This window comes from Actinomadura sp. KC345 (assembly GCF_004348515.1).
Taxonomy (GTDB): domain Bacteria; phylum Actinomycetota; class Actinomycetes; order Streptosporangiales; family Streptosporangiaceae; genus Spirillospora.
In genome coordinates this window covers 1-15,528 of the sequence record NZ_SMKH01000183.1, presented here as the reverse complement: position 1 = coordinate 15,528, position 15,528 = coordinate 1, and the positions used below count along the sequence as shown (strand labels likewise).

The following is a 15,528-nucleotide window of genomic DNA, read 5'->3' as shown; positions in this document are numbered from 1 at the left end:
CCCCAAAACCTCCGAGGAGGAGATCACCGTGACCGACCGTCCCACCCCCAAGACCCTGACCGAGATCGCGTTCGACACCGGCCGCGCGTTCGGCGCGATCGAGGCGAAGGTCGACACCCTGCTGCGCCTCAACGGCATCGACCCGGACGGCCCCGAAGTCCGCGCAGCCGTCGAGGCCGCGCAGAACCCCACCACCACCGAGGAGGACACCACTGTGACCGACCAGACCGCTGCGTTCGCGCACCCGATCGACGAGCCCTGCCCGGACGGCTGCCCGACCCGGCTGGACGAGATCGCGTCCTACGTCACCGAGTGCCACGGCGCCGGCATCACGGTTACGGCCGAGACCGTCCGCAAGGCGCTCGCCGCCCCGCCGGAGACCCGCGACGACATCCAGCGGCAGATCGCCGAGATCGCCACCACCTGGGCCTGACCATCACCACGAAGGAGAACAGCCAGTGACGATCTCGATCGCGATCTGGACGACGGTGGTCACCGTCGTCGTCATCGCCGCCCTGATCCTCGGGGCCTACCTCGCTTTCAAGGCCGAGCAGCGCCAGCAGCGCAGGGCCAGGGCCCGCAAGGCCGCCCCCCGCACCTAGTCACCGAGAGGGCCGGGGCGTCCCGAACTCGCCCTGGCCCAGGAAGGAACCATCCCATGACGATGTCCAAGTCGGAGCGCGACGACCTCGCCAAGGTCGCCAAGCTCCGCGCCAGGGTCGCAAAGTCCAAGGTCGCATCCCGCGAGGCCGAACTCCTCGCCGAGACCGAGGAACTCCTCGCCGCCAGCTACAAGTTCGACGACGAGGCGTGGGCCGACGTCACCCGCGTCGCCCAGGCCCACGTGGACCAGGCGGCGAAGGAGGTCGCCGAACGCTGCCGCGAACTCGGCATACCCGACCGGTTCGCGCCCAGCCTGTCGATCGCCTGGTATGGCCGCGGCGAGAACGCCCTGGCCTCCCGCCGCGCCGAACTCCGCAAGGTCGCCCAGACCCGCATCGCCGCCGCCGGCAAGCAAGCCAAGCTCGCGATCGACGCCCGTGAGGCCGAGGTCCTCACCGAGCTGATCGCCGGTGGCCTGGAGTCCAGTGAAGCCAAGACGTTCCTGGAGTCGATTCCGACCCCGGAGCAGCTCATGCCCTCGGTGACGATCGCCGAGCTGGAGGCCGACCGGGTCACCCAGATGCGCACCACGACCCGCAGCCGCTACTGACCACCGATCGGCCCGCCCCGGGCCTATCGGGGCGGGCCGGTTAGGAGCATGACATGCCCACCACACAGCGGCTCACCCGGTGCCGCTACCTCCGCAAGAACGACCAGCAGTGCACCGCCGAGGCCGTCGACCCGAACGCCGAGGTCCTGCTGTGCACCAAGCACATGGCGAGGGTCGTCGAGCACGCCCGCGCCACCTACGCCCGGTACCGCAAGGAGAGCGCTCGATGACCGCCACCGACGACCGCGACCTGCCGGCCTTGCACGCCAGGCTCGCCGAGATCCTCGGCAAGACCGTCGAGGAGGTCGAAGCGATGACCCGCGAGGACATCATCGAGGCCACCGCGCGGATCTCGTTCCAGGGCACCGGCCTGGAGATCGCCAACCGGTTCGAGGCCGCCGACGACATCCACCTCATGGACGAGGGGCCCCGCGAGCAGGCCGCCCGCATCACCGAGCGCCTGACGGCCCTCCACGACCGGGAGCCGCTGTACCCCGTCACCCTGCAGAAAGTCACCGCCGATCTGTTCGGGTTCGGGCGGGCGCAGGTCCACTTCGTCACGCAGGACGGCGACGACGACGGCCGCCCCGACGCCCAGTACTTCCTGCTGTCGGAACTGGCCGAACCCCTCGGCATCCCGCTCCACAAGGCGCACGAGTGGGCGCAGCGGGAGGATGTCGACGCGCTGCGCGCCCAGCGTGAACGCGACGAGGAACGCGGTTTCCTCGGATGGGACTTCATGAACGACGTGATCGACCTCGGGGTCTGGCTGACCGTCCCGGACCCGGAGGCGCGCCCCGACGCGGACGGCAAGCGCTGGTCGACCGCAGGGGAGTGGCTCGTCAGTGACCGGCGCCTGCTGTCGCTGATGACGGCGTCGCCCTGGTCGCACGAGTGGTTCGAGAACAGCCGCCCGTTGTTCGCCCACGCCATGCTCGCGTCCGGTCTCGCCGCCAAGCTGGAGGACGTCCCGACGTACCGGACCGATGACGGTGAGGCTGTGCCGACCGGCGACACCCTCGGCGATCACATCCGTGAGGACGCCGCGCAGATGTCCGTCCAGGAGGCCGTCAGGCGGGCCATGCGCGGCCTGGACCTCGGAGGAGAGTGACCGGTTGCCGGGCCGCCACACTCTCGGGTGCGGCGGCCCGGCGCAGACCGGACGGACGGCACGGTCAACGGCATCCATACAGGTCAGAGAAAGGATCCTCATGTCGGGGCCGCGTAAGCGCACCCAGTTCTCGCCGGAGGCACTGGCCTACCGCCGCCATATCGCCGAGTCCCTGGGCCCCTTCACCCCCGAGCAGCGGGCGATCATCCGCGGCATCCTCGCCGACCACCACCGGCAACGCCGCGAGAACGCTCTCCGCATCGAAAGCAATGAGCCGTGAACGCACGCAGCGAGTGGCGGCCCGGCGACCCCATCCGGTCCCGCTCCGACGCGATCGCCGCCGGCCGCGCCCACGCCCGAGCCCGCGGTGACCGCCTGTCCCCGACCCAGATCGTGCGGCTCGCCGCCTTGATCCGCCCCCACCTGGACGCCCTTGCCGAGACCGAACAGGACGCACACTTGGAGCCAGGAGGTCACGATGGATGAGCCGGACGAACGGCAGGCCACGCCAACGAGAGGCGGGGACGGGAAGTTCACGCGCTCCCCGGAGACGGCCGAGCGGGACGCCGAGGCTGCTCGCCTGCGGGGCCGAGGCTTGTCCTATCGGAAGATCGCGGCCGAGCTGGAGATGGACGTGTCCAGTGCGCACGCCGCCGTCCAGCGGGCGCTGCGCGCGATCGTAGAGGAGCCGGCCGAGGATGCCCGCGCGCTGGAGCTGGAGCGCCTCGACACCGCCCTCGCCGCCGTCATGCGCGTCCTTGAAGCCGACCACGTGGTGATCCAGCACGGGAAGGTGGTCGAGCTCAACGGCCAGCCCGTGCCCGACGACGCGCCCGTCCTGCAGGCGGTGGACCGCATCGTGAAGATCTCCGAGTCCCGCCGCAAACTCCTCGGCCTCGATGCTGCGCAGAAGCTCGACGTCGGCGGCGGGATCACCTATGAAGTCGTCGGTGTGCCGCAGGACGACCTGTGATCAAGGCGCCCGCGCTCGTCCGGTACGCGCCGCGCGGCGCGGCCCGTGAGCTGTTCTCGGTACGCGATGACGAGGTGCTGCTGGACGGGCCGGCCGGGACGGGCAAGTCGCTGGCCGCGCTGTACCGGCTCCACCTCGCCGCGCTGAAGCACCCCGGCATGAAGGCGCTCATCGTCCGCAAGACGGCGGTGTCGCTCGGCTCCACGACGCTGCGGACCTTCGATGAGAAGGTCGCCGCCGACGCGCTCGCCCGCGGAGTGGTGCGCTGGTACGGGGGGTCGCGGCGGGAGCCGGCCTGCTACAAGTACTCCAACGGGTCCCGGATCGTGGTCGGCGGGATGGACCAGCCCGTCAAGATCATGTCCAGTGAGTACGACCTTGCGTTCTGCGACGAGGCGACGGAGCTGGCCGTGGACGACCTGGAGGCGATCACGACCCGGCTGCGCAACGGCGTCCTGCCGTGGCAGCAGCTCATCGCCGCGTGCAACCCGGCCCACCGGGCGCACTGGCTGAACCAGCGCGCGGCGTCCGGCGCGATGCGGCGCCTGGTCTCCCGGCACCGCGACAACCCCCGCTACGTCAACGCCGACGGCACCCCCACCGAGGAGGGCGCCGCCTACCTCGCCAAGCTCGACGCCCTCACCGGCGTGCGGCGGCTGAGGCTGCGGGACGGGATCTGGGCGGCGGCCGAGGGCGTCATCTACGACGGGTACGACGAGGCCGTCCACGTCGTCGACCGGTTCGACATTCCCGACGACTGGACGCGCTGGTGGACGGTCGACTTCGGGTTCACCAACCCGTTCGTCTGGCAGTGCTGGGCGCAGGACGGCGACGGCAGGCTCTACCTCTACCGCGAGATCTACATGACCGGCCGCCTGGTGGAGGACCACGCCCGACAGATCCTCCGCCTCGTCACCGAGCCCGTCCCGGGCGTGGAACAGATCGAGGGGGAGGAGCCGGTGGACGCGGTCGCGCACGGCCGCCGGCGCTGGACCGAGCCGCCGCCCCGCCGGGTGATCTGCGACCACGACGCCGAGGGCCGCGCGACGCTGGTCAAGCACCTGGGGATCTCGACCAAGGCCGCGAACAAGAAGGTCAGCGAAGGCATCCAGGCCGTGCAGGCGCGCTACAAGATCCCCGATGACGGGCGCCCGCGGCTGGTGTTCCTGCGCGACTCGCTGGTGGAGCGGGACGAGTCGCTCGCCGACGCCGCCAAGCCGACGTGCACCGTCGAGGAGATCGGCGGCTACACCTGGGCGATCAAGCCCGGCGGCGCGGTGAAGGAGGAGCCCGTCAAGGAGGACGACCACGGGCAGGACGGCGTCCGCTACATGGTGGCCGAGGTGGACCTGGGCAGCCGCCCGAACATCCGGTGGCTCGGCTCCTGATCTCTACATCGCCCAATGTGACATCGGCTGATGTAACATCCGTGGTATGGCGATGATCAGCACCCTCACCAGCGCGTACCGCGCCGAGCGTGCTACCGCCACACCCAAGCGCCCGCGCACCCCGTTGCTCACCCACATCGGGCGCTTCGCCGCGCGGGCCCTCCCCACCTGGGAGGGTCTGCGCCGCTTCACCCTCAGCGTGACCGGGTTCGGCTGCCTCACCGCCGCCGCCTGGACCATCGCGCTCCCCGCCGGCCTGCTCACCCTGGGCCTATCGCTGCTGCTGCTCGAATACCTGACGGCGGAACGGCCATGAGGTCCCCCGTCGGCGCCCTGCTCACCGCCGTCACCAACAAGGCCCCCGTCCCCTTCACCGCCGCCCGGCCCGGCCGCCCGCTGAACCTGCCGCTGTTCGGCCCGTCCAGCGCCGAGCAGCAGCTCCGCGCCATGGGCAGCGTCGGGACGCTGTTCTCCGTCGTCTCCCGCCTCGCGAACGCCACCAGCCAGTCCGAGTGGAAGCTGTACCGGAAGGCCGAATCCGGCGACCACGCCGACCGCGTCCAGGTCACCCGGCACCTGGCCCTGAACGTGTGGGACAAGCCCAACCCGTTCATGACGCGGCAGGAGTTCGTCGAGACGTTCGAGCAGCACCTCGAACTGACCGGCGAATCGGAGTGGCTGGTCTCGCGTGACCGCCGCGCGTCGTTCCCGCTGGAGCTGTGGCCGGTCCGCCCCGACCGCATCGCGCCCGTCCCGCACCCCGAGAAGTTCCTGTCCGGGTGGGTGTACGCCTCACCCGACGGGCAGCAGATCCCGCTGGAACTGCACGAGGTCATCCAGCTGCGGATGCCCAACCCGCTCGACCCGTACCGGGGGATGGGCCCGGTGCAGACCCTCCTCGCCGACCTGGACGCCACCCGCTACAGCGCCGAGTGGAACCGCGCGTTCTTCCTGAACAGCGCCGAGCCGGGCGGGATCATCGAGGTCCCCGAGGCGCTGGACGACCGCGAGTTCAACCAGCTCCGCACCCGCTGGAACGAGCAGCACCAGGGCGTGGCGAACGCCCACCGCGTCGCGATCCTCGAACACGGCAAGTGGGTCGACCGCAAGTTCACGCAGCGGGACATGCAGTTCGCCGAGCTGCGCGGCGTGTCCCGGGAGATCATCCGCGAGGCGTTCGGCGTCCACAAGCACATGCTGGGCGGTTCCGACGACGTCAACCGCGCGAACGCCGAGGCGGCGTCCGCGGACTTCGCGCGGTGGCTGATCGTCCCCCGCCTGGAGCGGATCAAGCAGGCGCTCAACAACGACTTCCTGCCGATGTTCGGGTCGGCCGGTGAGTGCGTGGAGTTCGACTACTGCGACCCGACGCCGCCCGACCGCGAGGCCGACGACCGCGAACGGGAGTCCAAGGCGCAGGCCGCGCGGGACCTGATCGAGGCCGGCGCGTACGGCCCGGACGTGCTGAAGGCGCTCGACCTTCCCGACATCCCGTTCGGGCAGCCCGGCGCCGACCCGGACCGGGAACTGCTCATCGACCTCGTCAAGGGAGCGCCGACGCTCGCGCCGCTGATCCTGCCGATGCTCGGCTACGAGCTGCCCGAGGAAGGCCTCGCCGCACTCAACGGCAGCCAGGCCCCGGCACCCGCACCCGGCGACCAGGACGAGGACCCGCAGGACCCGCCCGCGCCGCCCGGCCTCGACAACGCCATGCGGTGGGTCGCGGTGTGCGAGAACGACGACGACTCGTGCCAGCCGTGCAAGGACAACGACGGCCACCTCTACCGGAACAGGGCCGACGCGTACGCCGACTACCCCGGCGGCCAGGGCTACGTGAACTGCAAGGGCCGCGAGAACTGCCGCTGCCGCGTGGTCAAGCGGCGGAAGGGCAACGCATGAACATCGCACCGGCGCTCCTGGCGGACGTGAACCGCGTCCTGGCCAAGCGTGACGCCCGGCCCCGCGCCGCGCTCCCCGAGGGCCGCGGGGAGCTCCGCGTCAGCAGCCAGGCCGGCACCACCGAGACGCTGGTCTACGACGAGATCGGCTACTGGGGTGTGACCGCCCGGGACGTGATCGCGGCGCTCGCCGACGTCTCCACCCCGTCCATCACCGTCCGGATCAACTCGCCCGGCGGCGACGTGTTCGACGGCATCGCGATCTACAACGCGCTGCGCGGCCACCCCGCCGCGGTGAACGTCGTGGTCGACTCCCTCGCCGCGTCCGCCGCGAGCTTCATCGCGATGGCCGCCGACCGGATCACGATGAACGCCGCGTCGCAGCTCATGATCCACGACGCGTCCGGGTTCGCCTACGGCAACGCCGCCGACATGGAGCACATGCGGGCCCTCCTCGACCGCGTCTCGGACACCATCGCCTCGATCTACGCCGAGCGCGCCGGCAACGACGTCGCCGACTGGCGGGCCCTGATGCGCGACGAGAGCTGGTTCAACGGGGCTGAGGCGGTCGCTGCCGGGCTGGCCGACGAGACCGCCGACCCGGACGAGGACGACGAGGACACCGACCCGGAGGAGGAGACCGGCGGACGTCCGGGCCCGGCGGCCCGCTGGGACCTGTCGTGCTTCACCTTCGCCGGCCGGGCGCACGCGCCCGCGCCGCCCCTGCCCACCGACCCCGAACCCGAACCCGTACCCGAGCCGGCCGTCGACGTGGCGGCCCTCCGCGAGGCGCTGAAAGGAGCCTTCTCGTGACTAAGACGCCGATCCCCACCAGCGCCAATGAGCTGGAGGAGATGCTGAACGACGGCCGCGTCGCCGACCTGTTCGAGGGTGGCAAGCCCACCCCGGACTTCAACACCTTCGTCCGCAACTACGCCACCGCCCTGCAGGGGCAGGGCACCGAACTGGCCGCGCGGGTCCGCGAGGAGACCCAGCTCGTGCTCGCCGAGTGGCTGCGCGAGCACGAGTCCGAGGGCGTCCGCCGCGTCAACCTCGACCCGCAGAACTCCCGGAGCCTGCCCAAGACGGCGCTGTACAACTCCGAGGCGCCCGGCGCGAAGATCGACTCGGCGGGGCTGTTCGACCGGCCTGAGGACTTCCTGCGCGCGATCCACTACCGCAACTCCAACCCGGACGCGGTGACCGCGCAGACCAAGCTGACCGAGATCCGCAACGCCTACGGCTCCACCATCCCGGCCGACGGCGGGTTCCTCATCCCCGAGACGCTCCGGTCCAACCTGCTGCAGGTCGCGCTGGAAATGGCGATCGTCCGGCCCCGCGCCACGATCATCCCGATGGACTCGCTGCGGGTGCCGCTGCCCGTCATCGACGACACCAGCCACGCGTCCAGCGTGTACGGCGGCATGATCGGCTACTGGACCGAGGAGTCCGGCGCGCTGTCGGAGTCGGAGGCGTCGTTCGGCCGCGTCGTCCTGGAGGCCCTCAAGCTCACCGGGTACAGCGAGGTCCCCAACGAACTTTTCCAGGACGCGATCGTCTCGTTCCAGGCGTTCCTGAACCAGGTGTGGCCCCGCGCCATCGCGTGGTTCGAGGACGTGGCGTTCATCTCCGGCGGCGGCGCCGGCGAACCGGTCGGCGCGCTCAACGGCGACTGCGCCGTCACCGTGGCCCGCGCCACGGCCAACGAGGTCAACTTCGCCGACGTGGTCGGCATGTACGCCCGGATGCTGCCCGCGTCGCTGGGCAACGCGGTGTGGCTCGCCAACATCGACGTGTTCCCGCAGCTCGCGCAGATGGTCATCTCCGACGCCAACGGGGTCGCGTCCCCGGCGGTGTGGCTGAACAACGGACAGCTGATCCAGGGGCCGCCGATGACGATCCTCGGCCGCCCGGTGATCTTCACCGAGAAGGTCCCGAGCCTGGGCTCGACCGGGGACCTGTCGCTGGTCGACTTCTCCTACTACCTGGTCGGGGACCGGCAGGCGATGAGCATCGAGACCTCGCCGCACTACAAGTTCAAGAACGACCAGACGGCCGTTCGGATCATCGAGCGCGTCGACGGCCGCCCGTGGCTGCAGTCGGCGATCACGCCGCACCAGGGCACCGACACCCTGTCGCCGATCGTCAAGCTCGGGCCTGCCAGCTGACCGGGCTTCCCTGACGGACACGAGGAGAACAAGATCATGGAAGCACTCGGCAGGACCATCGACATCGTCCCGGGCGTGGTGCCCGTGGACCTGGGGACGGCCGCGTCCACCGGCAAGCGGGTCGGCCTGAAGAACGCCACCGGCGTCACGGTCGTCGGGTTCCTCAACAACGGCACCGCCGCGCAGGCGCCGACCTTCACGCTCCAGGAGCACACCGCGGCCTCGGGCGGCACGTCCCAGAACCTCGCGGTCATCGACCACTACTACGTCAAGGAAGAGGCCGCGCTCGACGGCGACGAGACGTGGACGAAGGTCACCCAGGCCGCGGCGGCGACCATCACCGACGCGGACTGGGACGACGCGAACCAGGTCCTGGTCGCCTTCGAGGTTCACGCGTCGCAGCTGTCCGACGGCTACACGCACATCTCCTGCAACGTGTCCGACCCGGGCACCGCGCAGGTCGGCGCGGTGCTGTACGTCCTGCACGACCTGGCGCACCAGCGGGCGCCCGAGTCCCTGCCCAACCCGCAGGCGTAGCCGTGGCGACGTGGGGGTGCCTGGACTGCACGACCGTGTATTCGGTCGGCGCTCCAGCGTGCCCCCACTGCGGATCAACCAGGTACGAGGGGTACCCGATGCCGAAGATCACCGTGCACGGCGGGGCGTCCGACCGGCGCGACCTCGCCGCCGGCCCCGAGGACGCCCCGGCCGCCGAGCCCGCGGCGCGCGTGCAGACCCTCGACGACCCGTACGCGTCGTGGACGCGCCGCGAGCTGGTCGCCGAGTGCCGGGCGCGGGACCTGCCCACGTCCGGCGCCAAGGACGAACTCGTGGCGCGACTGAAGGCCAACGAGCCGGACGGCGAGGAGTAGCCCGATGTCGTGGGAGCAGCTGATCTCGATCGCCGCCGAGGCGGCCGACGAGCGCCGCGCGGAGGCATCCCAGCCCCCACAGGCGTGCCCCAACGACGGGGAGCCGCTCGACGCCGCGCCGGGCGGCGGCCTGCACTGCCCGTACGACGGCTACCGGTGGCCAGAGGGAGGCGCTGTCCACCGGTAGCACCACGTCCACAACCGAATAAGCACGACCCCACGCACGACGTACGTCCGTAGAAAGCAACCGGGAGTCACAGATGGGGATCTGGTACACCACCAGGGAATCCGTCAAGGACGCCCTGGATCAAAAGGAAACCGCCCGTGCCGACGGGCAGGTAGACCGCGCGGTCGAGGCTGCCTCACGCTCGGTCGAGGGCCTGCTGCACCGCCGCTTCTACCCCTGGACGGGGACCCGGTACTTCGACTGGCCGAACCCGCAGCGCGCCCGGCCGTGGCGGCTGTGGCTCGACGCCAACGAGGTCATCTCGGTCACCACCCTCACCTCCGGCGGGGTCGAGATCGACGAGGCGGACTACTTCGTGCGCCGCGCCGACGACCTCGACGAACCCCCCTACGACCACATCGAGCTCGACCTGGACTCGTCCGCGTCGTTCGGTGGCGGCTCCACCCACCAGCGCGACGTCGCGATCACGGGCGTGTTCGGGTACGGCGACGACACCGCGCCGGCGGGGGCGCTCGGTGCCGCGCTCGACTCGACCTCGACGACCCTGGCCGTGACCGACGGCGGCGCCGTCGGTGTGGGGGACCTGCTGCTCGTCGGCTCCGAACGCATGGTGGTGACCGGGCGGGCCATGGCCGACACCGGGCTCACCACCACGGAGGCGCTGACCGCGTCGGCCGCCGGCGTCGCCGTCACCGTCTCCTCCAGCACGGGCGCACCGCAGCCGGGCGAGGTCATCCTCGTCGGCTCCGAGCGCATGCTCGTGGTCGACGCCGCCGGGACGGCGCTGACGGTGAAACGCGCGTGGGACGGCAGCGTCCTGGCCGACCACGACTCGGGCGCGGCGGTGTGGGCGCCACGGTCCCTGACCGTCTCCCGGGGCGCTGTCGGCACCACGGCCGCCTCCCACGCCGAGGGGGTGCCCCTGGCGCGGCACGTCTACCCCGGCCCGGTGGCGACGCTGTGCGAGGCGTACGCGCTCAACACCCTGTTGCAGGCCCGCGCCGGGTACGCGCGCACCGCCGGCGAGGGAGAGGGCGCGCGGGAGTCGACCGGCCGGGGCGTGAAGGCCGCCGAGCGGGACGCCTACCGGGCGTTCGGCCGCAAGGCGAGAGTGCGGGCGGTGTAGCCATGATCGGTTTCGATGTGGACGTCGAGCGGCACGGCCCGATCTTCGACGGCCGCGCCCAGGCCGCCGCGCGGCAGATGGCACGTGCGACCGAGGAGGAGCTGGCCGAGGTTGCGGTGAACCTCGTGGTGTCGGAACTCGGGCGGGTCCTGCAGCACCCGACGGGCTACTACCAGTCGCAGATCCAGACCGACCGGGCAACCGGCGGCACCCGCGTCACCGACGGCGGCGTGGTGTACGGCCCGTGGCTGGAGGGGGTCGGTTCCCGTAACGCGCCGGTGACCAGGTTCCGCGGCTACTCGACGTTCCGGCGGATCCACACCCGCGTGGACCGGCAGGCCAAGCACATCGCCGAGCGGGTCATGCCCCGGTACCTGCGGAGGATGGAGTAGCGCATGGACATCCGCAGCATCCTGGACGGCATCGTGTCGCACGCTCTGGCGACGGGGCACTTCGAGCGGGTCAACGGCCACGAACCCAAGTCCGCGCCCGGCAACGGGCTCACCGCGGCCGTGTGGGCGCAGTCGGTGGCGCCGGTCCCGGCCGGCTCGGGGCTGGCGCGTACGTCGGCGGTCCTGGTGTTCAACGTCCGGCTGTACACCCCGATGATCGCCGAGCCACAGGACGCCATAGACCCGAACATGCTGACCGCGCTCGACGCGCTGTTCGCCGCCTACTCGGGGAACTTCGAGCTCGGCGGGAGCGTGCGGTGCATCGACCTCCTCGGGCAGGCCGGGACCGCCATGAGCGCGCAGGCCGGCTACCTCGATCAGGACCGCAAGATCTACCGGGTGTTCACGGTGACGCTCCCGGTGATCGTGAACGACGCATGGGAGCAGGTGGCGTAAATGGCCAAGTCATCGGGGCTCGGCGACAACCTGTACATCGACGGCGTGGACGTGTCCGGCGACATCGGGTCGCTCGGCAACATCGGCGGCGGCCCCGCCGCGCTGGAGATGACCGGAATCAACAAGTCGGCGATCGAGCGGCGCGGCGGTGTGCGGGACGGCGCGATCGAGTTCACCTCGTTCTTCAACCCGTCCGAGGACGAGACCCACGACGTGCTGTCGATGCTCCCGACCGCGGACCGGCTGGTGTCGTACTACCGCGGCACGGCGGCCGGGGGGTGGGCGGCGAACCTGGTCGCCAAGCAGATCGGCTACGACCCCACGCGCGGGGAGGACGGCGCCCTCACCCTCGCGACGCAGGCGCAGGCCAACGGGTACGGCCTCGAATGGGCGCGGCAGCTCACGGCCGGGAAGCGTTCGGACACCGAGGCGACCGACGGGACGTCCCTCGACCTGGGCGCCGCGTCGTCGTTCGGGCTGCAGGCATACGTCCAGGTGTTCTCCTTCACCGGCACCTCGGTCACGATCAAGCTCCAGGGCTCCTCCGACGACGCCGCGGCGGACGCGTTCGCCGACATCACCGACGGCGACTTCACCGCGGTCACCACCGCACCGACCGCGGAGCGGATCCAGACCGCCCGCGATGCCGCGATCGAGCGGTACATCCGCGTCGTCACCACCGGCACCTTCACCGAGTGCACCTTCGCGGTATCGGTCGCGATCAACAAGACGGCGGTGACGTTCTGATGATGCCCAGCAACGAGGGAATGCGGATCACCCCCAAGCTCGGCGCCCACCAGGTCAAGACGTTCCAGGTGGTCGCCCCACCGGCGACGCACTGGCGGCCCGCGACGTGCGAGGAAGTCGAGTGCGAGCAGTACCGGCACGGGTGGCGGGTCCGCGTCGAGGGCCTCTCCGAAATCGACGTGCACACCGCGCAGAACTGCGGCCGGGCCTACACCGTCCAGCACGTCGCCGAAGGCGAGACGTGGCTGGTGTTCCGCGCCGGGCAGCCGTGCTTTCGCGCCTCCCAGCACCGGGTCCCCACCGGCCGGCCGGAGCTGTACTTCGTGCGGGACGGCGACTGGAGAGGAAATCCGCGCGGCACCGCGCCGCGGCAGCACACCCGCCCTGACCACTGGGTGGAGGAGTTCGGCGAGCACCAGGACCGCATCGTCGACGAGATCGAGAAGGGATAGGCCATGGCAAAGATCAGCGGCCTGGGGTGGACGACGCTGTCCGTCGACGACTCCTCGGGCAGCCCGCAGGACATCCGCAACGACATCACCAACTTCGAGTTCGCGACGCCGCGCGCCGTGCAGGAAGTCACCGGCGTGGACAAGTCCGCGATGGAGCGCCTGCTGCTGCTGGCGGACTTCTCCATCACCCTGAACGGGGTGTTCAACGAGGCGGCGAACATGTCGCACGAGGTGTTCTCGACCGTGCCGAGCACGTCCGTCGCCCGCACCGTGTCCCTGGCCATCAGCGGGAGGACGCTGGCGTGCGAGACGCTGTTCACCGACTACCCGCTCACCCGCGCGGAGGACGGCGCCCTCACCTTCGCCGTGCCGGGCGCGCTGGCCGACGGCACCGTCCCGACCTGGGCGGGGTCCTGATGGGCTACAGGCGCAAGGCCAAGCTCATCACGCTGAAGTTCGCCGACCCCGAGTACATCGGGTTCGAGTGCGTGGTGAAGTCCCTGCCGGTCAAGCAGTTCCTCAAGCTGGCCGCGCTGCAGGACTCCGAAGAGGTCGAGGCCGTCGAGGCGCTGCTGCAGATGTTCACCCGCGCGCTCGTGCGGTGGAACCTCGAAGACGACGACGGCCGGCCCGTCCCCACCACCTACGACGCGGTCGCCGAACTGGACTTCGACTTCGTCATGGACCTCATCGACAGGTGGACGGCCGCGATGGGCGGTGTCGATGAGGACCTGGGAAAAGGCTCCACCTCTGGTCAGTCGTTCCCCGAGGTGTCGATTCCCACGGAACTGCTGTCACCAAGCCCCGTGAGCTGAAGGAGGCCGAAACGATCCTGGGCCTGTGCCGACAGTTCTCGTGCCTGCCGTCGCAGGTCGAGGAGGAGGACGCGGGCTTGCTGAGGCTGCTGCTGATCGAGCAAATGGGCAGCCCGCCGCAACCGTCGGGAGGAGGCGAGTATGGCTAACGCGGTGCAGATCGTTTTCCAGGCGTCCGCGCACGGCCTGAACCAGGTCCGCAACCGCGTTCAGCAGATGGCGCAGAACGCCGCCAACCGGGTCCAGCAGATCTTCAACGGCTCGGGGCAGCAGTCCGGACAGGGGTTCTTCAACCGGTTCAAGCAGTTCGTCGGGAAGATCGTCCACTTCGTCGGGCAGGCGGGGCAGCAGGCCGGGGGCGCGATGTCGTCCGCGATGCAGGGCGCGATGAAGAACCCGAAGATGTTCGTGGGCATCGTCGTCGCCGCGACGATGGTCGCGCCGCTGATCGCCTCCATCCTCGCCGGCGCGATCACGCTGGCGTTCGGCGGCGCGATGGTCGGGGGCGCGTTCGCGCTGCTGATCTCCCAAAGCCAGGTGGTGAAGGACCGGTGGGCCGCCACCCTCGGGGACCTCAAGGGCCTGTTCGCGGAGGCGGCGCGGCCGATGCTGCCCGTGCTGGAGAGGGCACGGCAAAGCCTCACCCGGCTCGGCCCGGCTGTCGCGGGCGCGTTCGAGAAGGGCCTGGCCATCGCCGCGCCGGCGGTGTCGGACTTCATCGCCCGGATCGAGCGCGGCCTCAAGGCGTTCGGGCAGTCCGGCGTCATGGCGGCCGGGATGAAGGCGTTCGCCGACCTCCTCGGCGAGATCAACATCGAGGGGTTCTTTTCAGCAGCTCGGCGCCGCGTTCGCCGACATGTTCCGCACGGTGTCGCAGAACAAGCAGGCCATCGGGGACCTGTTCAACCTGCTGCTGATGATGGTCCCCACCGCGATCCGCATGGTGTCGCTCCTGGTCAAGGCGTGGGACGCGCTCACCAATCTGCCCGGGATCCCGATGCTGATCGCCGGGCTGGGGAAGCTGTCGGGGCGCACCGACGAATCCCGCGGCGCCGTCGACGAGTTCGGCAACTCCCTGGAAGGCACCAACCGGAAGGCCACCGCCGCCGAGCAGGCCCTCTCGAAGTTCCGGGACGAGACGCAGAAGCTCGCGAACCTCGCGCTGCAGGCCCGCGGCGGAGTCGCCGGGATGGAACAGGCCATCGACGACGCCACCAAGGCCGTGAAGGAGAACGGCCGGACCCTGAACCTGAACACCCAGGCCGGCCGCGACAACGACGAGGCGCTGCGGAACCTGGCCTCCAGCACCCTGACGATGAAGGAGTCGATGCTGGAGTCGGGCCGGTCGGTCGAGGAGGTCGACCGCAAGACCCGCCGCGCCCGCGAGGCGTTCGTCCAGACCGCCATGCAGATGGGCCTCACGAAGAAGGAAGCGCAGGATCTCGCCGACAAGTACGGCCTGATCCCGAACGCGAAGACCACGTCGCTGCAAGCCAAGGACGACACCGCGCCCGGGATCAAGTCGGCCGAGGAGAAGGGGCAGGGGTGGGCGTCCAAGACGTGGACGTCGGTCGTGAACGCCGCGGACCGGGCATGGGGCGGCATCAACTCGGCGAAGGAGCGCGCCCGCGGGTGGGCGTCGAGCGTATGGACCTCGACGGTGAACGCGGCCGACCGCGCGTGGCGGGGCATCAACTCCGCCAAGGGGCGGGCGCGGGGCTGGGCAACGT

Annotated in this window: 25 protein-coding genes; 24 read left to right on the top strand and 1 reads right to left on the bottom strand. The window is 70.6% G+C overall.

Going from position 1 to position 15,528, the window contains the following annotated elements:
- From E1281_RS25990 to E1281_RS25890, 23 genes are all read left to right on the top strand, one after another.
- Positions 1–433 (top strand): hypothetical protein (locus E1281_RS25990; protein WP_207943487.1); only part of this gene is annotated, 433 nt, incomplete at its 5' end.
- Between the two features lie 25 nt (positions 434–458).
- Positions 459–602 carry a hypothetical protein gene (locus E1281_RS40490; RefSeq protein WP_165959107.1) on the top strand — a complete coding sequence of 48 codons (144 nt, stop codon included), beginning with the start codon at positions 459–461 and terminating at the stop codon, positions 600–602.
- Positions 603–658: 56 nt separating this feature from the next.
- On the top strand, positions 659–1,213 hold the full coding sequence (locus E1281_RS25985) for a hypothetical protein (protein WP_131882292.1): 555 nt from the start codon (positions 659–661) through the stop codon (positions 1,211–1,213).
- Between the two features lie 53 nt (positions 1,214–1,266).
- Positions 1,267–1,443, top strand: a complete 177-nt coding sequence (locus tag E1281_RS40485) for a hypothetical protein (RefSeq protein WP_165959106.1) — start codon at positions 1,267–1,269, stop codon at positions 1,441–1,443.
- Positions 1,440–2,324, top strand: coding sequence for a hypothetical protein (locus tag E1281_RS25980; RefSeq protein ID WP_131882291.1), 885 nt, complete (start codon positions 1,440–1,442; stop codon positions 2,322–2,324). Before E1281_RS40485 ends, E1281_RS25980 begins: the two co-directional genes overlap by 4 nt.
- A 100-nt stretch (positions 2,325–2,424) precedes the next feature.
- The gene (locus tag E1281_RS25975; protein ID WP_131882290.1) at positions 2,425–2,604 is read left to right on the top strand and encodes a hypothetical protein; all 180 of its coding nucleotides are present in this window, start codon (positions 2,425–2,427) and stop codon (positions 2,602–2,604) included.
- Entirely contained in the window at positions 2,601–2,810 is a 210-nt protein-coding gene (locus E1281_RS25970) for a hypothetical protein (protein WP_131882289.1), read from the top strand. The genes E1281_RS25975 and E1281_RS25970 overlap by 4 nt, the downstream gene beginning before the upstream one ends.
- Positions 2,803–3,297: a hypothetical protein gene (locus tag E1281_RS25965; protein ID WP_131882288.1), complete on the top strand. Its 495-nt coding sequence runs from the start codon at positions 2,803–2,805 to the stop codon at positions 3,295–3,297. Before E1281_RS25970 ends, E1281_RS25965 begins: the two co-directional genes overlap by 8 nt.
- Positions 3,294–4,685, top strand: coding sequence for a phage terminase large subunit (locus E1281_RS25960; protein WP_131882287.1), 1,392 nt, complete (start codon positions 3,294–3,296; stop codon positions 4,683–4,685). Before E1281_RS25965 ends, E1281_RS25960 begins: the two co-directional genes overlap by 4 nt.
- A gap of 46 nt (positions 4,686–4,731) precedes the next feature.
- Positions 4,732–5,001, top strand: coding sequence for a hypothetical protein (locus E1281_RS25955; protein ID WP_131882286.1), 270 nt, complete (start codon positions 4,732–4,734; stop codon positions 4,999–5,001).
- A complete protein-coding gene (locus E1281_RS25950) occupies positions 4,998–6,584 on the top strand; it encodes a phage portal protein (protein ID WP_131882285.1) in 1,587 nt (528 codons plus the stop codon). The genes E1281_RS25955 and E1281_RS25950 overlap by 4 nt, the downstream gene beginning before the upstream one ends.
- Positions 6,581–7,396, top strand: coding sequence for a head maturation protease, ClpP-related (locus E1281_RS25945; protein WP_131882284.1), 816 nt, complete (start codon positions 6,581–6,583; stop codon positions 7,394–7,396). The genes E1281_RS25950 and E1281_RS25945 overlap by 4 nt, the downstream gene beginning before the upstream one ends.
- Complete coding sequence (locus E1281_RS25940; RefSeq protein WP_131882283.1) at positions 7,393–8,751, top strand: phage major capsid protein; 1,359 nt, start codon at positions 7,393–7,395, stop codon at positions 8,749–8,751. Before E1281_RS25945 ends, E1281_RS25940 begins: the two co-directional genes overlap by 4 nt.
- A gap of 36 nt (positions 8,752–8,787) precedes the next feature.
- Entirely contained in the window at positions 8,788–9,288 is a 501-nt protein-coding gene (locus E1281_RS25935) for a hypothetical protein (RefSeq protein WP_131882282.1), read from the top strand.
- Positions 9,289–9,386: 98 nt separating this feature from the next.
- Positions 9,387–9,623 carry an SAP domain-containing protein gene (locus E1281_RS25930; RefSeq protein WP_131882281.1) on the top strand — a complete coding sequence of 79 codons (237 nt, stop codon included), beginning with the start codon at positions 9,387–9,389 and terminating at the stop codon, positions 9,621–9,623.
- A gap of 4 nt (positions 9,624–9,627) precedes the next feature.
- A complete protein-coding gene (locus E1281_RS25925) occupies positions 9,628–9,810 on the top strand; it encodes a hypothetical protein (RefSeq protein WP_131882280.1) in 183 nt (60 codons plus the stop codon).
- A 73-nt stretch (positions 9,811–9,883) separates the two neighbouring features.
- Entirely contained in the window at positions 9,884–10,936 is a 1,053-nt protein-coding gene (locus E1281_RS25920; protein WP_131882279.1) for a hypothetical protein, read from the top strand.
- A gap of 2 nt (positions 10,937–10,938) precedes the next feature.
- Positions 10,939–11,328, top strand: coding sequence for a hypothetical protein (locus E1281_RS25915; RefSeq protein ID WP_131882278.1), 390 nt, complete (start codon positions 10,939–10,941; stop codon positions 11,326–11,328).
- Positions 11,329–11,331: 3 nt separating this feature from the next.
- Entirely contained in the window at positions 11,332–11,784 is a 453-nt protein-coding gene (locus E1281_RS25910) for a hypothetical protein (RefSeq protein WP_131882277.1), read from the top strand.
- Positions 11,785–12,531 carry a hypothetical protein gene (locus E1281_RS25905; RefSeq protein WP_131882276.1) on the top strand — a complete coding sequence of 249 codons (747 nt, stop codon included), beginning with the start codon at positions 11,785–11,787 and terminating at the stop codon, positions 12,529–12,531.
- Positions 12,531–12,983, top strand: a complete 453-nt coding sequence (locus E1281_RS25900) for a hypothetical protein (RefSeq protein ID WP_131882275.1) — start codon at positions 12,531–12,533, stop codon at positions 12,981–12,983. The genes E1281_RS25905 and E1281_RS25900 overlap by 1 nt, the downstream gene beginning before the upstream one ends.
- Positions 12,984–12,986: 3 nt before the next feature.
- Entirely contained in the window at positions 12,987–13,400 is a 414-nt protein-coding gene (locus tag E1281_RS25895) for a hypothetical protein (protein WP_207943486.1), read from the top strand.
- The gene (locus tag E1281_RS25890) at positions 13,400–13,798 is read left to right on the top strand and encodes a hypothetical protein (protein WP_131882274.1); all 399 of its coding nucleotides are present in this window, start codon (positions 13,400–13,402) and stop codon (positions 13,796–13,798) included. Before E1281_RS25895 ends, E1281_RS25890 begins: the two co-directional genes overlap by 1 nt.
- Positions 13,799–14,007: 209 nt before the next feature.
- Here the strand turns inward: E1281_RS25890 and E1281_RS40480 are convergent, their stop codons facing one another.
- Positions 14,008–14,361, bottom strand: coding sequence for a hypothetical protein (locus tag E1281_RS40480; RefSeq protein WP_165959105.1), 354 nt, complete (start codon positions 14,359–14,361; stop codon positions 14,008–14,010).
- A 305-nt stretch (positions 14,362–14,666) separates the two neighbouring features.
- On the opposite strand from E1281_RS40480, the gene E1281_RS25880 reads away from it, so the two are divergent.
- Positions 14,667–15,528 (top strand): glycerol-3-phosphate dehydrogenase/oxidase (locus tag E1281_RS25880; RefSeq protein WP_207943485.1); only part of this gene is annotated, 862 nt, incomplete at its 3' end.

Bases quoted from the DNA above. Each gene is read 5' to 3' on its own strand.
- E1281_RS25895 (WP_207943486.1), top strand. From the start codon at position 12,987: ATGGCAAAGATCAGCGGCCTGGGGTGGACGACGCTGTCCGTCGACGAC.
- E1281_RS25900 (WP_131882275.1), top strand. From the start codon at position 12,531: ATGATGCCCAGCAACGAGGGAATGCGGATCACCCCCAAGCTCGGCGCC.
- E1281_RS25930 (WP_131882281.1), top strand. From the start codon at position 9,387: ATGCCGAAGATCACCGTGCACGGCGGGGCGTCCGACCGGCGCGACCTC.
- E1281_RS25915 (WP_131882278.1), top strand. From the start codon at position 10,939: ATGATCGGTTTCGATGTGGACGTCGAGCGGCACGGCCCGATCTTCGAC.
- E1281_RS25935 (WP_131882282.1), top strand. From the start codon at position 8,788: ATGGAAGCACTCGGCAGGACCATCGACATCGTCCCGGGCGTGGTGCCC.
- E1281_RS25975 (WP_131882290.1), top strand. From the start codon at position 2,425: ATGTCGGGGCCGCGTAAGCGCACCCAGTTCTCGCCGGAGGCACTGGCC.
- E1281_RS25945 (WP_131882284.1), top strand. From the start codon at position 6,581: ATGAACATCGCACCGGCGCTCCTGGCGGACGTGAACCGCGTCCTGGCC.
- E1281_RS25890 (WP_131882274.1), top strand. From the start codon at position 13,400: ATGGGCTACAGGCGCAAGGCCAAGCTCATCACGCTGAAGTTCGCCGAC.
- E1281_RS25925 (WP_131882280.1), top strand. From the start codon at position 9,628: ATGTCGTGGGAGCAGCTGATCTCGATCGCCGCCGAGGCGGCCGACGAG.
- E1281_RS25955 (WP_131882286.1), top strand. From the start codon at position 4,732: ATGGCGATGATCAGCACCCTCACCAGCGCGTACCGCGCCGAGCGTGCT.
- E1281_RS25950 (WP_131882285.1), top strand. From the start codon at position 4,998: ATGAGGTCCCCCGTCGGCGCCCTGCTCACCGCCGTCACCAACAAGGCC.
- E1281_RS25905 (WP_131882276.1), top strand. From the start codon at position 11,785: ATGGCCAAGTCATCGGGGCTCGGCGACAACCTGTACATCGACGGCGTG.
- E1281_RS25920 (WP_131882279.1), top strand. From the start codon at position 9,884: ATGGGGATCTGGTACACCACCAGGGAATCCGTCAAGGACGCCCTGGAT.
- E1281_RS25965 (WP_131882288.1), top strand. From the start codon at position 2,803: ATGGATGAGCCGGACGAACGGCAGGCCACGCCAACGAGAGGCGGGGAC.
- E1281_RS40485 (WP_165959106.1), top strand. From the start codon at position 1,267: ATGCCCACCACACAGCGGCTCACCCGGTGCCGCTACCTCCGCAAGAAC.
- E1281_RS25910 (WP_131882277.1), top strand. From the start codon at position 11,332: ATGGACATCCGCAGCATCCTGGACGGCATCGTGTCGCACGCTCTGGCG.
- E1281_RS25985 (WP_131882292.1), top strand. From the start codon at position 659: ATGACGATGTCCAAGTCGGAGCGCGACGACCTCGCCAAGGTCGCCAAG.
- E1281_RS25980 (WP_131882291.1), top strand. From the start codon at position 1,440: ATGACCGCCACCGACGACCGCGACCTGCCGGCCTTGCACGCCAGGCTC.